The sequence below is a fragment of the Pseudomonas sp. M5 genome (genome assembly GCF_016907075.1).
Taxonomy (GTDB): domain Bacteria; phylum Pseudomonadota; class Gammaproteobacteria; order Pseudomonadales; family Pseudomonadaceae; genus Aquipseudomonas; species Aquipseudomonas putida_E.
Map to the genome: position 1 here is coordinate 2,267,185 of NZ_JAFBBH010000001.1, position 14,162 is coordinate 2,281,346.

Genomic DNA, 14,162 nt, shown 5'->3' on the forward strand with positions numbered 1-14,162 from the left:
TGGGCTCCGCTTGCTTGAGTGGTTGGGCTAGGCGATTTCGCGCCAGTCGAGCCCGTGTTCCTGATTCGCCACCTGGAGCCAGTCCGGGTCGCACCCAAGGGTGTCGACGAAGCACTGGCGGGCCAGATGTGGCAGGTTGTTCTTGCTGCTGAGGTGGGCCAGCACCAGGTGCTGCAGGTTGCTCCACCCCAACTCGTCCACCAGGCGCGCGGCCTGGTGGTTGTTCAAATGTCCTTGCATGCCGCCGACCCGCTGCTTGAGGAAGTACGGGTAGTGCCCGCGGGCCAGCATGTCGCGGCAATGATTGGCCTCGATCAGCAGTGCATCCAGGCCCTGATAGCGCTCAAGCAACAGCGCGTCGTACGAACCCAGGTCAGTGAGCATGCCAAAGCGCCGGCGACCGTCGCTGATGACGTACTGCAGCGGCTCGTAGGCGTCGTGCTCGACCCGCGCCGCACTCACTTGCAGGCAGCCGATACTCAGGCTGTCGCCACAGGCAAGAAAACCGGCCGCCTCCACCGGCTTGCGCATGCCGCGCAATGTGCCCTGGCTGAGGTAGACCGGTACATTGTAGCGCCGCGACAGCAACCCCACCCCATGCACATGGTCGGCATGTTCGTGGGTCACCAGCACGGCGCTCAGTTGAGACGCCTGCACCCCGAGCAGCGCCAGGCGCCGCTCGGTTTCACGCAGGGAAAACCCGCAATCGACCAGGATGAACGTGTCACCACTGGCGATCAGCGTGCCATTTCCCTGGCTGCCGCTTCCCAGTACCGCGAAGCGCACTTAACCCAGGTGGTCCTGAATGGCGCTCAGCACGCGGCGAGCGACATCGGCCGGGGCCACGGTGTTGATGTTCTTCTCGACGGTAACCTGCACGCTTTCGCCAACCTTGCTCAGGCGCACCTGGTAACGCTCGGCGCGGGCTTCAAGCTCTTCCTTGGTTGGCTCGCTGCCAAACATGCGGCTGAAGAAGCCAGGCTGGTTCTGCTTGTCGTCGGGCTTCTCAGACAGGTTGATGTAGTACAGGCCCAGGCTGCGGTTGATGTCTTCCACACGCCATTCGCCACCCTGCTCCAGGGCACGGCCCACGCCGGACCAGGCACGGTCCAGGTCGGCGCCGAGGAACAGCACGGGGTTACCGCTGCCGTCTTCGCTCAGGCTGACGCGGCTCGGCGCATCGAAGTCGCGCGCAGCCAGCAAGGACACCGAACCGCCCTTCTCGGCGCTGCGGTTCATGCTGGCGAGCATTTCGTCGACCAGCAGCGCATCGGCGGCCGTGTTGCTGGACGCGGACGGGAACCCAGGCTCGGCAGTGCTGCCAGCCGGGCGCTCGACACTGACGACATACACCTCGGAGGTGTTGCGTTGTACGCCAGGCTCCATGCGCACACGCACGCGCACTTCGCTGTCACCATTGCTGGCGGTGCTCGCCAGGCGCTGGCCGAGCGATGCCGACAGCTCGTCAAAACGCTGCCAGGTGGTGGTGAACTCGCCCGTCTGCGGGCGCTCTTCGGCAATACGGAAGCCGTTGTCTTCGAAGAACTGATGCGCTACCGGCCAGACTTCGGCCGGCGAACGCTGGGCCAGCACCCAACGGCTGCTGCCGCTGCGCTGCAGGCTGAAATCGCTGACGTCGGCGCCAGCCGACAGCGGTTGCGGACGCGGCACTTCGAACTCGCCCTTGGCGGTATCGTCGGCGACGTTGCGCGGGATCGGCAGCAGCGGGTCAAGGCGCTTGACGTTGCTGGCGTCCTGCGGGAGCTGCATCGGTGCAGTCGGGTGCGCCTGCAGGTAATCGCTGCCGCGGTCGCGGAAATAGCCATCCTCGCCCCACAGCCAGCCACACCCACTGGTGCTGGAAATGATCAGGGCGAGCGCGGAAAGACCAGCCAGTCGCTTCATGCGGTGTACTTCCTCGATTAAACCAGTACGCCGGACTGGCGCAAGGCAGTACGGACTTTTTCGTGACAGCCTTCGCTCAGCCAGGTCAGTGGCAGGCGAATGCCTTTTTGCATCAGGCCCATTTCGACGAGCGCGTATTTCACCGGAATCGGGTTGGCTTCGCAGAACAGGTCTTTGTGCAGCGGCATGAGTTTTTCGTTGATTGCGCGGGCCTTCTCGGCGTTGCCCTCAAGGGCGGCCTCGCACAGATCGGCCATTTCGCGCGGGGCGACGTTGGCGGTGACCGAAATGTTGCCTTTGCCACCCAGCAGGATCAGCTCGACGGCAGTCGGGTCGTCGCCGGACATGACGATGAAGTCCTTGCTGACGCCATCGAGGATGGCCTTGGCACGGGCCAGGTCGCCGGTGGCTTCCTTGATGCCGATGATGTTGGGCACGGTCGACAGGCGGATCACGGTCTCGGCCTGCATGTCGCAGGAGGTGCGGCCGGGTACGTTGTAGAGGATCTGCGGGATGTCGACGGCTTCGGCGATGTGCTTGAAGTGCAGGTACAGGCCTTCCTGGGTCGGCTTGTTGTAGTACGGCACCACCAGCAGGCAGGCGTCGGCGCCGGCGTCCTTGGCGTTCTGGGTCAGGTGCACGGCTTCGGACGTGGAGTTGGCACCGGTGCCGGCGATGACCGGAATGCGGCCAGCGACCCGCTTGACCACGAATTCGATGACCTCGATGTGTTCTTCGACGCTCAGGGTGGCCGACTCGCCGGTGGTGCCGACGGCGACGATCGCGTGGGTGCCGTTTTCCAGGTGGAAGTCTACAAGTTTGCCGAGGCTGCCCCAATCAAGACGCCCTTGTGCATCCATGGGTGTGACCAATGCCACCATACTGCCCGCAATCATGTAACTGCTCCTGCCGGAAAAAGAGAGCGGTAATGGTACTGGGGGCATCGGCCTTGCACAAGCGAAGCAGGCGGGTGGAGCATTCCCCTCGGCGCCTTATTTCGCTACCCTTGATCCTTTGATCGGTGCAGCGCGGCCCGCCGGGCCGTCGACCTTGCTCCCCGGCCAGCGTCCACGTCCTCGCATGCGAGCCCCGGGCCCTGCCGACAGGAGGCTTTCGCCCGTCCTGTGCCGACCGCTCATCGCTTTAGGAATGCTGCATGTCCACCCCCACCGTCCGCGAACAATTCCTTGTCATCAGTGCCCTGGGCCCCAACCCCATGGAGCTGGCCAACGTCCTCAGCCGCGCTGCCTTCGAGAACCGCTGCGCGGTCGTCACCTCGCGCCTGAGCCGCCATGGCGAGACCAGCGCCCTGGTATTGCAGGTCGGTGGCAGCTGGGACGCCCTGGCGCGCCTGGAGTCCACCCTCCCCGGCCTGGGCAAGAAGCACGGCCTGACCCTCGACGTGGTACGCAGCGCCGACCAGGAGGTGCGCCCGCAGGCCCTGCCTTATGTGGCCTATGTCAGTGCGGCCTACCGCCCGGACATCATCAACGAGCTGTGCCAGTTCTTCCTCGACCACCGTGTCGAGCTCGAAGCCATGACCTGCGACACCTACCTCGCACCGCAGACCGGCAGCAGCATGCTCAACGCCCAGTTCACCGTGATCCTGCCGGCCGGCACCCAGATCAGCTGGTTGCGCGACCAGTTCCTCGACTTTGCCGACGCCCTCAACCTGGACGCGCTGATCGAGCCTTGGCGCCCACAGAACCCCGTTTAAGGAATGCATCCATGGCAGTAGCACTCGACCAACCCGTCGCCGATTTCCAGGCCCAGGCCACCGGCGGCCAGACCGTCAGCCTGGCCGAGCTCAAGGGCCGTCAGGTAGTGGTGTACTTCTACCCCAAGGACAGCACCCCAGGCTGCACCACCGAAGGCCAGGGCTTCCGCGACCAGCATGCAGCGTTCGAAGCGGCCAACACCGTGGTGTTCGGTGTGTCGCGCGACGGCATCAAGTCGCATGAGAACTTCAAGGCCAAGCAGGGCTTCCCGTTCGAGCTGATCAGCGACAAGGACGAGGCCCTGTGCCAGCTGTTCGATGTGATCAAGCTGAAGAAGCTGTATGGCAAGGAGTACATGGGCGTGGACCGCAGCACCTTCCTGATCGACAAGGACGGTGTGCTGCGCCAGGAATGGCGTGGCGTGAAGGTGCCGGGCCATGTGGATGCCGTACTCGCGGCGGCCCAGGCGCTGAACAAGGCTTGAGATTGACTGGGGCTGCTGCGCAGCCCTTTCGCGGCACAAGGCCGCTACAGGGGGTTGCGTTCGTCTGTAGGAGCGGCCTTGTGTCGCGAAAGGGCCGCAAAGCGGCCCCATGCATCACAACATCGGCGCCACAGCAGGTTCCTGCCGCGGCCAGGCATCGAGCACTGCCTTGATCAGCGTCGCCAGCGGGATCGCGAAGAAGATCCCCCAAAAGCCCCACAACCCGCCAAACAACAACACCGCGCAGATGATCGCCACCGGGTGCAGGCTCACCGCCTCTGAGAACAGCAGCGGCACCAGCACGTTGCCATCGAGCGCCTGAATGATGGCGTACACCGTCATCAGGTAGATGAACTGATCACCCCAGCCCCATTGGAACAGCGCGATCAGCGTCACGGGCACAGTCACCACCACCGCCCCTACATACGGCACCACCACCGACAGGCCTACCAGCAGCGCCAGCAGCGCGGCGTAATTGAGCCCCAGGCTGATGAACGCGATGTAAGTGGCAATACCGCAGATCAGGATCTCGATGCCCTTGCCGCGGATGTAGTTGGCGATCTGCCGGTTCATTTCAGTGCCTACCCGGTTCAGCAAGGTCCGCTGGCGCGGCAGGTAGCCACTGACCCAGCGGCCGATCTGCTCACGGTCCTTGAGAAAGAAGAACACCAGAATCGGCACCAGCACCAGATAGATCATGGCACTGACCAGCAGCGGCAGGCTCGACAGCGAGAAGGTCAGTGCCCATTGGCCGAACTTGCCGATCTCGCCGCGCACCGACTCGATGGCATGCAGCACCTGCTCATCAGATACCAGATGCGGGTAGCGCTCGGGCAGCAGCAACAGCAGCGACTGCCATTTGCCGAGCATGCCCGGCAACTCGTTGAACAAGGTGATCAACTGGTGCCACAGCAACGGCACCAGCACCAGCAGGAACACCGCCAGCGCGCCCATGAACAGGGCGAACACCACCATCACCGCCAGCCGCGTCGGCACCCGAAGGCGCTCCAGGGCATTGACCAGCCCCTGCATCAGAAAAGCCAGCACCATGCCCGCCAGCACCGGCGCGAGCATGCCGCCCAAGGTAAGGACCGCGGTAAAGGCCAGAAACAGCAGGACCGCCAGCACCACCGCTTCCTCATCGGAGAAGTAGCGCTCTATCCAGTCGCGAAGCACTTTGAACATTGACGATCCTTGATTGGGGCTCAGGCCTTGCGCAGCCAGTAGGTATAGGTGCCGGCCTCGGCCATTTCATGCAGCAGCGTATGACCGGCCAGCTGGGCAAAAGTGCGGAAGTCGCGCTGTGAGCCTGCGTCGGTCGCAATCACCTTCAGCACCGCGCCACTGGCCAGACGGTTGAGCTCCATCTTCGCCTTGAGCAGAGGCAGGGGGCAGTTCAGCCCGCTGGCGTCGAGTTCGGCGTCGCAGGTCGGGGTGCTAGTCATCAGGGGTCTCCAAACGTGGGGCAGACGTCTTTGGTAACAGGCTGGCTAGCATACCGCCACTGGTCGCCAACGTGTGAGCGGGCTACAGTAGGGGCTTTGACCCGACGCGAGCTTCGTGCATGAATCTACTGCGCCCTACCCTGTTGACGCTGGCCTGCCTGATGGCCCTACCCGGCCATGCTAGCGACCTGCCTTCACTGGGCGACGCCAGTTCCGCGATCGTCTCGCCGCAGCAGGAGCACCAGCTCGGGCGCGCCTGGCTCAGCCTGCTGCGCGGCCAGGTCAACCAGCTGAACGACCCGCAGCTCAAGGACTACGTCGAAACCACCGTGTACCGCCTGGCCGAAACCAGCCAGCTGCAGGACCGGCGCCTGGAATTCATCCTCATCGACAGCCGAGAGCTGAACGCCTTCGCCGCCCCCGGCGGCATCGTCGGCGTCAACGGCGGCCTGTTCCTCAACGCCCAGACCGAAGGCGAATACGCCTCGGTACTGGCCCACGAACTGGCGCACTTGTCGCAGCGCCACTTCGCCCGTGGCGTCGAGGCCCAGCAACGCATGCAACTGCCAATGATGGCGGCGCTGCTGGCCGGTATCGTACTGGCGGCAGGGGGCGCCGGCGATGCCGGCATCGGCATGATTGCCGGCACCCAGGCGGCGGCGATCCAGGAGCAGCGGCGCTTCTCGCGGCAGAACGAGCAGGAAGCCGACCGCGTCGGTATCCAGAACCTGGAAAAGGCCGGTTACGACCCGCGCAACATGCCGACCATGTTCGAGCGCCTGGCGCGCCAATACCGCTACGACGCCAAACCACCAGAATTCCTGCTGACTCACCCGGTGACCGAATCGCGTATCGCCGACACCCGCAACCGGGCCGAACAGGCCCCCCCGGGCGGCGTCGAGGACAGCCAGCGTTATCAGTTGATCCGCGCCCGCGTGGCCCTCATCTACGAAGGCACGCCGGGCCTTGCGGCCAAACGCTTCCGTGCGCAGTTGGACGAAGACCCCAAGCTGGATGCCGCCCGCTATGGTCTTGCCCTGGCACAGATCAAAGGCGGCCAGCTCAACGAAGCGCGTGAGAACCTGAAGCCGTTGCTGGCCAAGGCGCCCAACGACATCACCTACAACCTGGCGCAGATCGACCTGGACATCACCAACAACCGCTTGGCCGATGCGCAGCAGCGGGCGGAGCGCATGCAAGGTTTGTATCCGGGCAACTACCCGCTCAAGCAGGTGCGTGCCGACCTGCTGATCAAGCAGAACAAGCCCGCCGAGGCCGAAAAGGTACTGAACGACCTGCTCAAGAACCGCCCGGATGATCCGGATGTGTGGTACGACATGGCCGAAGTGCGTGGTTTGTCGGGCAACACCATAGGCCTGCACCGGGCTCGGGCAGAGTACTTTACCCTGGTGGGTGACTTCGACCAGGCGATCCAGCAGCTGGATTACGCCAAGCGTCGTGCCGGTAGCAACTTCCCGCTGGCGTCACAGATCGACCAGCGCCAGCGCGAGATCATGGAGCAACGGCGCATGGTGCAGGAGATGATGGGGCGTTAAGGGGGCTGCTTTGCAGCCCAATCGCCGGCAAGCCGGCTCTCACAGGTTCTGCAGCGCCGCAGATATTGTGGGGCTTGCCGGCGATTGGCCCTCAGGCGTTACCCGACAGCTTGAGCCGAGCAGCCTGGGTGAAGTCCAGCATGCGGTTCAAAGGCTTGATCGCCTTCGGCACCAGCGCCGGGTCAACGAAAATCTCGTTGCTGCCTTTGCGCAAGCAATCCAGCACCCGCTCCAAGGTGTTCATGGCCATCCACGGGCAGTGCGCGCAGCTGCGGCAGGCCGCGCCGTTACCGGCGGTGGGGGCTTCGACGAATTCCTTGTCCGGGCACAGCTGCTGCATCTTGTAGAAGATGCCGCGGTCTGTGGCGACGATGAAGGTTTTGTTGGGCAGTGTCTGCGCGGCCTTGATCAGTTGGCTGGTGGAACCCACCGCATCGGCCAGGTCGATCACTGCCTCTGGCGACTCCGGGTGCACCAGGATCGCCGCATCCGGATACAGCGCCTTCATGTCCGCCAGCTGGCGCGATTTGAACTCTTCGTGGACGATGCAGGCACCGTCCCACAGCAGCATGTCGGCACCGGTCTGCTTCTGGATGTAACGGCCCAGGTGCTGGTCCGGGCCCCAGATGATGGTCTCGCCGTTGTCCATCAGGCTTTCGACGATCTCCAGCGCGCAGCTCGAGGTCACGACCCAGTCGGCACGCGCTTTAACGGCGGCAGAGGTATTGGCATACACCACCACGGTACGCTCGGGGTGCTGGTCGCAGAAGGCCGAGAACTCTTCGACCGGGCAACCGAGGTCGAGCGAGCAGGTAGCCTCCAGGGTCGGCATCAGCACGCGCTTTTCCGGGGTGAGGATCTTCGCGGTCTCGCCCATGAAGCGCACACCGGCGACGATCACCGTCTGGGCAGGGTGGTTCTTGCCGAAACGGGCCATTTCCAGCGAGTCGGACACGCAACCGCCGGTCTCTTCGGCAAGCGCCTGGATAACCGGGTCACAGTAGTAATGGGCAACCAGCACGGCATTCTGCGCCTGGAGCTCGGCAGCAATGGCCGCACGGTATTCGGCCTCCTGCTCGGCTGTCAGCGGGTTGGGCTGCTTGGCGTCGAGGTGGGCCTGAACCAACAGGCGTTCGGATATCTGGGTCATGATCGCTGGACCTGCAGGCGCGCATGCGCGTCAAATCGAGTGTATCACCCGGCCCTGACAGATCGGCTAAGGGCGCCGGACGGCAGGCAAGCCGCCACGGCCCTCTGCGGGCGCGGATTATTATCGGACGCCGAAGGCTACAGACAATCAAGGGATTTCTAAAGCGGTTTTTGTGTGGCCAGTACTGGCCTCATCGCCGGCAAGACAGTTGCCCCCACAGGTGTGCACAGGCCATGAGCCTGTAGTCATCCTGCAGAAGCCGGCTTGCCGGCGATGAGGCCGGTACAGGCTCAATCAATCAGCCCTGCGGCTGCATCGCCGCAAAGTGCGCCGCGAGGATCATGGCGAACTCTTCAACGGTCATCTTCTTGCCATTGAAGTCGACCATGCCATCGACGTAGTGCAGGCTAGCCACCACGTCATTGCCCTGCACGGTGGCCATGCCACTCTGCAGCGCCATCATCCCGACCATCTCACCCGCCTGACTGGATTGCATGGCAATCGCCTGGGCATCGGTCTGCCCTTCCAGCAACGCCTGCAAGGTCGCCAGGTCACCCATCATCGGTTTGGACAGCGACAGCTTGCTCTTCACCTGAGTGATCAGCTGCTTGCTCAACTGGTCAGGCGGCAGGTCGAAGGAGGTGGGGCTGGCGAAGTCCATCGACAGGTTGAACCGGCTCTCGCCGTTGGCCGTCTTGAACGAAAGGTTCTCCACCGCCACCTGCGGCTTGGATGCCAACAGTTGCTTCAGGTCGCCCTGAAACTTGGCCTTCTCCTGTTCACCCATCTGGATTTGCGGCATCGGCTGGCCTGCCGCGGCGGCCTGCTCGAACTCCGGCAGATGGGCCTGGTACCACTGCGAGAGCGACTGCAAGGCCGGGGCGTTGAGCGACTTGATGCTGACCGCCATCTGCCCGCTGCCGACTGCGCGGCCATCCCAGCTGATGTCCGCGACCTTGTAATCCACGCGGCCACCGACGGTATCGGGGCCATCGAGGGTTTGCAGGACGTGCTGCTCCAGGCCTTTGAGCAACAGTACCTGTTGCTTGGGCCCCAGCGTCGCCTTGGCTTCGGCCAGCAGCACATCGACGTTACCGACATAGATCGCGTCATGCTGGGTAGCGGCCAGGTTACCGCCGATTTTCAGGCCCTTGAGCTCGAACGTGGCCGGCGGGTGATCATCCCCGACCAGCTTCATTTCGAAGCGATCGGCAGCACCATGGAATTTCGACGCCTTGCCTTCACTGTCGCCACTGATCTGCAGCTGCATACCCGAAAAATCGAGGGTCGTGCCGTTGTCTTCGGCCAGCTTGACCGGCGCCAGGAAGATGCTGCCATCGACACTGCCGTCAAAGCCCAGGCTGGTTTGCGAGCTGACCGGGACCTTGTCGCCGGCGGCGGCGAACCAGGGCGCGGTGAAGTCGTCCTTGTCCAGCGCACTGTTGCTGGCTGCCAGCACCGGCATCAGCCTGAAGGCCTTGACCCGCGACCAAGGGAACGGGCCGTGCTCGATCTGATCGGTTACACCCACATCGAAACTGATCGGCTCACCGTCAGACAGGCGAATGTCACGGACCTTGAGGCGATAGCGTGCGGTACTGGTGAAGAAGTGCTGCTCCAGCGAGGCCACTTCGATGGTCATGCTGCCGCCAACCCCGACAAGGGCCTTCTTCAACTGGGCATTGCCCTGATTGACGGCTTGCTCCAGCTGCGCAGGCAACTGCTTGCCGGTGTACCAGGCGCCAGCGGTGGTTACGACGGCAATGGCGATGGCCAGGCCGGAAAGGATGCCTACTGATTTCTTCATGAATAGAACCGATTGATGTCCATATTGGCGTGTTCGCAGCCATGAGCTGCGGGGGGAGCAGAATAGTATCACTCCCACCCCTTGGACGACGGTCGACACGCGGACGAAATGGGCAATCGAGACCTACCTGACGCTAGCGTGGGAAACTTCCCACTCGTTAAATTTTACGAACATCCGCATCGATCAAAACCGCAAAAAAGCGCGCAAAAACCGAACATTTCGGCTAATAAATCGATAAATATTTCAATTTAGTAACATCTTGTCATGTTTAACTTGACAGCCACCTACCCATCGTTTTTTATTTTCACCGCCTTGCCCAGCGCCACCCACGAAGAAGAACAGACGCGCCGTCATGATGCCTCACCGCCCCTGCCCGCACGCCCCACCTTCCTAGCCCAGGCTCTGCCAGCTCGCCCCCGGCGCATCGCCTGCGCCTACCTCTGCTCCGACAATAAAGGTGAACAACATGGAGCCCACCCGCTCGCCATTGCCGCATGCGCAATACAACCCGCCAGCCGTTCACGCCCAGCCGCAGGAGCCACGCCAGCATGCAGCCTGACCACAGCGCCACCGGCAACGGTCAACTCCGCAAAACCCTGCGCCTCTGGCACGTGATCATCATCGGCCTGGCTTACCTGACGCCGATGACCGTGTTCGACACTTTCGGCATTGTCTCGGGGATTACCGCAGGGCATGTGCCCAGCGCCTACATCCTGGCGCTGACCGGCATCCTGTTCACTGCCGTGAGCTACGGCACCCTGGTGCGCCGCTTCCCTCAATCGGGTTCGGCCTACACCTACACACAACGCGCCATCAACCCGCATGTGGGCTTTCTGGTCGGCTGGTCGTCGCTGCTCGATTACCTGCTGCTGCCGATGGTCAATGCCTTGTTGGCCAAGCTCTACCTGTCGGCCATGTTCCCCGAGGTGCCGGAGTGGATCTGGGTAGCGGGCTTCGTCACCCTGATCAGCCTGATCAACATGCGCAGCGTCAACCTGGTGGCACACTTCAACCTGCTGTTCGTGGCCGTGCAGGTGGCGATCATCGCTGTGTTCATCTACCTGTGCGTGCGTGGCCTGGGCCAGGGTGAAGGCCTGGGTACCGCGTGGAGCCTGCTGCCGTTCGCCGACAGCCAGACCCAGTTCAGCGCCCTGGCGGCCGGTGCGACCATCCTGTGCTTCTCGTTCCTGGGCTTCGACGCCGTGACGTGCCTGTCCGAGGAAACCCGCGACCCGGCCAAGACCATCCCACGGGCGATCTTCCTGACCGCACTGATCGGCGGCCTGGTGTTCATTACCGTGTCGTACTTCATCCAGGCCTACTTCCCGACCATGGCACGCTTCCATGACCAGGAAGCGGCCCTGCCGGAAATTGCCCTGTACGTAGGTGGCAAGCTGTTCCAGTCGATCTTCATCGCCTGCACGGTGATCAACACCATCGCTTCGGGCCTGGCCTCGCAGACCAGCGTCTCGCGCCTGTTGTATGTGATGGGGCGTGACAAGGTGATCCCGGCCGGCATCTTTGCTCGCCTGCACCCACGCTACAAAACACCGGTGCTGAACATCGCAGTGGTCGGGCTGATTTCGCTGTCGGCGATCTTCTTCGATCTGGTTACCGCCACCTCGATCATCAACTTCGGAGCACTGGTGGCATTCAGCTTCGTCAACCTGTCGGTGATCAACCACTGCTATGTGCGTGAAGGCAATCGCCAAGGGCTGGCGAACAAGCTCATGTACCTGGTACTGCCGACCATCGGTTTCTGCATCATCGTGTCGCTGTGGCTAGACCTTAACGAACACTCGCTGATGTTCGGCGGGGTATGGGCGCTACTTGGCCTGGTGTATCTGGCCTGGCTGACCAAGGCCTTCACTGCCGCACCCCCGAACTACGTTGCCGAATGACACTTGCCCTCTACACCGCCCGCGCCTGAACGCGGGCGTTGTCCTTGCTCGAAAAGGAAAGCTCTCATGCCGCTGCGTCGCCTTTCTATCCAGTGGAAGATCACCTTGCTCGCCGGCCTGTGCCTGCTGGCCATCGTCGCGCTACTGGTGGCCACCTCGCTGACCCAGGCACAGCGCAGTGCAGCCTTGGTCAGCCAGGCCAACAGTGAAATGCTCGACCACAGCGCGCGCCTGCGCCTGCGGGCCCTCGCCGAAACCCAGACCCTGCGCATTCAGCGCTACTTCATGGACGCCTACCAGTACGCCAACGGTTTTACACGCCTGGTTCAGGTACTCAAAGCCCACGGTGGCAGCGACCTGCGCGCCGAACTGACCCACCAGGCACGCGCCAGCCTGGCGGGCAACCCGGACCTGATCGGGCTTTATGTGGTGTTCCAGCCCAACGCTCTGGACCACCAGGACAGCCAGTTCGTCGCCCAGGAGTCGGTCGGCAGCAACGACAGCGGCCGCTTTTCGCTGTACTGGTCGCAGCCCAGCCCGGGCAACCTTGAGCGGGAGGCCATGCCTGAAGCGATGCTGGCCGACAGCACGGTTGGCGCCAACGGGGCGGCACAGAACCGCTGGTTGACCTGCCCGCAGGAAACGGCCAAGGCCTGCGTGGTCGAGCCCTACCTCGACGAGGTCAATGGCCGCCAGGTGCTGATGACGAGCATCGCCCTGCCCCTGCTGGAGGGCGGCAAGGTAGTAGGCGTAGTGGGCCTGGATATCGGCCTGGACAACCTGCAGCAGTTGAGCCTGGACGGCCGCCAGGAGCTGTTCGATGGCCAGGGCCAGGTGAGCATCGTCAGCACTACCGGCTTGCTGGCCGGGCACAGCCGCGACGCCAGCAAGCTGGGCACTGTCCTGGACAACGACGTGGCGCAGGGCCTGTTGCGCGTCGGCCGCCCGTTCGCCCCGATCCCCGGCGCCGCTCCCTGGCAGGTACTGCTGGAGCTGCCCGAAGCTGTGCTTCAAGCACCCGCCGCCGCTCTCAATCAGAGGCTGAGCGAACACAACCAAAGCGCCAATCTGACCAGCCTGCTGATCGGCCTGGGTGCCGCGATCGTCGGCCTGCTGCTGGTTTGGCTGACCGCACGTGGCGTGACCCGGCCGATTCTGGCCGTAGCCGCACGCCTCGAGGATATCGCCAGCGGTGAGGGCGACCTGACCCGGCGCCTGGACTACGCGCGCCAGGACGAGCTGGGCCAGTTGAGCGGCTGGTTCAACCGCTTCCTCGACAAGCTGCAACCGGTGATTGCCCAGGTCAAAGGCTCGCTGCTCGAAGCCCGCGGCACCGCCGATCAGTCCGCTGCCATCGCCAGCCAGACCAGCAGCGGCATGCAGCAGCAACAGCGCGAGATCGAGCAGGTGGCCACCGCCGCCAACGAGATGAGCGCAACTGCCCAGGATGTCGCCCACAACGCGGCGCAAGCCGCCCAGGCAGCACGTGGCGCCGACCAGGCGAGCCGCGAAGGCCTGCAACTGATCGCCAGCACCCGCCAGGCGATTGACAACCTGGCAGTCGGGATGGATGCCGCCATGGACGAGGCCCGCGCACTCGAGCAGCGCAGCGAGCAGATCGGCTCGGTACTGGAGGTGATCCGCGCCATTGCCGAGCAGACCAACCTCTTGGCCCTCAACGCCGCCATCGAAGCGGCCCGCGCAGGCGAGGCCGGGCGGGGTTTTGCCGTGGTGGCCGACGAGGTACGCAGCCTGGCGCAGCGCACCCAGGTGTCGGTGGAAGAAATCCGCCAGGTCATCGAAGGGCTGCAGCAAGGCACCCAGGATGTGGTCGGCGCCATGCATGATGGCCAGAAACAGGCGCAGGCCAGCGCCTTGCAGATGGAACAGGCACTGCCGACACTGCAGCGGATCGGTGAAGCGGTGGCGGTGATCAGCGACATGAACCTGCAGATCGCTTCGGCCGCTGAAGAACAGAGCGCGGTGGCCGAGGAAGTGAACCGTAACGTGGCCGGTATCCGCGATGTGACTGAATCGCTATCGGGCCAGGCTGATGAGTCGGCGCGCATCAGCCAAGCGCTGAACCGCCTGGCCAATCAGCAGCAGGCTTTGATGGAGCAGTTTCGCGTTTAGCCTGTACGGGTCCGATTACCGGCTACCGGCGATTGGGCCCGTACAGGCACCCACCTTTTAAAA

At 63.5% G+C, this 14,162-nt stretch carries 12 protein-coding genes; 5 read left to right on the top strand and 7 right to left on the bottom strand.

Going from position 1 to position 14,162, the window contains the following annotated elements; genetic code table 11:
• Positions 1-27 precede the first annotated feature (27 nt).
• The 3 genes from JOE27_RS10300 to dapA are packed head-to-tail and all read right to left on the bottom strand — an operon-like array spanning position 28 to position 2,801.
• Positions 28-786 carry an MBL fold metallo-hydrolase gene (locus JOE27_RS10300; RefSeq protein ID WP_115274069.1) on the bottom strand — a complete coding sequence of 253 codons (759 nt, stop codon included), beginning with the start codon at positions 784-786 and terminating at the stop codon, positions 28-30.
• The gene (bamC, locus tag JOE27_RS10305) at positions 787-1,905 is read right to left on the bottom strand and encodes an outer membrane protein assembly factor BamC (protein WP_196996893.1); all 1,119 of its coding nucleotides are present in this window, start codon (positions 1,903-1,905) and stop codon (positions 787-789) included.
• Positions 1,906-1,922: 17 nt separating this feature from the next.
• Positions 1,923-2,801 (bottom strand): 4-hydroxy-tetrahydrodipicolinate synthase, encoded by an 879-nt coding sequence (gene dapA / locus JOE27_RS10310; RefSeq protein WP_012315797.1) that lies wholly within the window; start codon positions 2,799-2,801, stop codon positions 1,923-1,925.
• Between the two features lie 260 nt (positions 2,802-3,061).
• Here dapA and JOE27_RS10315 point away from each other — a divergent pair, with 260 nt between their 5' ends.
• Together JOE27_RS10315 and JOE27_RS10320 are read left to right on the top strand one after the other, a co-directional pair.
• Complete coding sequence (locus JOE27_RS10315; RefSeq protein ID WP_008097509.1) at positions 3,062-3,622, top strand: glycine cleavage system protein R; 561 nt, start codon at positions 3,062-3,064, stop codon at positions 3,620-3,622.
• An 11-nt stretch (positions 3,623-3,633) separates the two neighbouring features.
• Positions 3,634-4,107, top strand: coding sequence for a peroxiredoxin (locus JOE27_RS10320; RefSeq protein WP_039605383.1), 474 nt, complete (start codon positions 3,634-3,636; stop codon positions 4,105-4,107).
• A 114-nt stretch (positions 4,108-4,221) separates the two neighbouring features.
• Here the strand turns inward: JOE27_RS10320 and JOE27_RS10325 are convergent, their stop codons facing one another.
• Together JOE27_RS10325 and JOE27_RS10330 are read right to left on the bottom strand one after the other, a co-directional pair.
• Positions 4,222-5,292, bottom strand: a complete 1,071-nt coding sequence (locus tag JOE27_RS10325; RefSeq protein ID WP_046787985.1) for an AI-2E family transporter — start codon at positions 5,290-5,292, stop codon at positions 4,222-4,224.
• Positions 5,293-5,312: 20 nt separating this feature from the next.
• On the bottom strand, positions 5,313-5,552 hold the full coding sequence (locus JOE27_RS10330) for a sulfurtransferase TusA family protein (protein WP_012315801.1): 240 nt from the start codon (positions 5,550-5,552) through the stop codon (positions 5,313-5,315).
• A gap of 119 nt (positions 5,553-5,671) precedes the next feature.
• Between JOE27_RS10330 and JOE27_RS10335 the strand changes: the two genes are divergently transcribed.
• A complete protein-coding gene (locus JOE27_RS10335) occupies positions 5,672-7,108 on the top strand; it encodes a M48 family metalloprotease (protein ID WP_012315802.1) in 1,437 nt (478 codons plus the stop codon).
• 91 nt (positions 7,109-7,199) lie between these two features.
• Here JOE27_RS10335 and nadA read toward each other — a convergent pair whose 3' ends face one another.
• Both nadA and JOE27_RS10345 read right to left on the bottom strand, forming a co-directional pair.
• Positions 7,200-8,258 carry a quinolinate synthase NadA gene (nadA, locus tag JOE27_RS10340; protein ID WP_119687636.1) on the bottom strand — a complete coding sequence of 353 codons (1,059 nt, stop codon included), beginning with the start codon at positions 8,256-8,258 and terminating at the stop codon, positions 7,200-7,202.
• Positions 8,259-8,556: 298 nt separating this feature from the next.
• Positions 8,557-10,065: a YdgA family protein gene (locus tag JOE27_RS10345; RefSeq protein ID WP_174142327.1), complete on the bottom strand. Its 1,509-nt coding sequence runs from the start codon at positions 10,063-10,065 to the stop codon at positions 8,557-8,559.
• 548 nt (positions 10,066-10,613) lie between these two features.
• Here JOE27_RS10345 and JOE27_RS10350 point away from each other — a divergent pair.
• Complete coding sequence (locus JOE27_RS10350; RefSeq protein ID WP_196996894.1) at positions 10,614-11,966, top strand: APC family permease; 1,353 nt, start codon at positions 10,614-10,616, stop codon at positions 11,964-11,966.
• A 66-nt stretch (positions 11,967-12,032) separates the two neighbouring features.
• Positions 12,033-14,099, top strand: coding sequence for a methyl-accepting chemotaxis protein (locus JOE27_RS10355; protein WP_204918676.1), 2,067 nt, complete (start codon positions 12,033-12,035; stop codon positions 14,097-14,099).
• Positions 14,100-14,162: the final 63 nt, after the last annotated feature.

Excerpts from the sequence above, each read along its gene's own strand:
- nadA (WP_119687636.1), bottom strand. The coding sequence starts at position 8,258 with ATGACCCAGATATCCGAACGCCTGTTGGTTCAGGCCCACCTCGACGCC.
- JOE27_RS10335 (WP_012315802.1), top strand. The coding sequence starts at position 5,672 with ATGAATCTACTGCGCCCTACCCTGTTGACGCTGGCCTGCCTGATGGCC.
- JOE27_RS10350 (WP_196996894.1), top strand. The coding sequence starts at position 10,614 with ATGCAGCCTGACCACAGCGCCACCGGCAACGGTCAACTCCGCAAAACC.
- JOE27_RS10325 (WP_046787985.1), bottom strand. The coding sequence starts at position 5,292 with ATGTTCAAAGTGCTTCGCGACTGGATAGAGCGCTACTTCTCCGATGAG.
- bamC (WP_196996893.1), bottom strand. The coding sequence starts at position 1,905 with ATGAAGCGACTGGCTGGTCTTTCCGCGCTCGCCCTGATCATTTCCAGC.
- JOE27_RS10315 (WP_008097509.1), top strand. The coding sequence starts at position 3,062 with ATGTCCACCCCCACCGTCCGCGAACAATTCCTTGTCATCAGTGCCCTG.
- JOE27_RS10355 (WP_204918676.1), top strand. The coding sequence starts at position 12,033 with ATGCCGCTGCGTCGCCTTTCTATCCAGTGGAAGATCACCTTGCTCGCC.
- JOE27_RS10330 (WP_012315801.1), bottom strand. The coding sequence starts at position 5,552 with ATGACTAGCACCCCGACCTGCGACGCCGAACTCGACGCCAGCGGGCTG.
- dapA (WP_012315797.1), bottom strand. The coding sequence starts at position 2,801 with ATGATTGCGGGCAGTATGGTGGCATTGGTCACACCCATGGATGCACAA.
- JOE27_RS10320 (WP_039605383.1), top strand. The coding sequence starts at position 3,634 with ATGGCAGTAGCACTCGACCAACCCGTCGCCGATTTCCAGGCCCAGGCC.
- JOE27_RS10345 (WP_174142327.1), bottom strand. The coding sequence starts at position 10,065 with ATGAAGAAATCAGTAGGCATCCTTTCCGGCCTGGCCATCGCCATTGCC.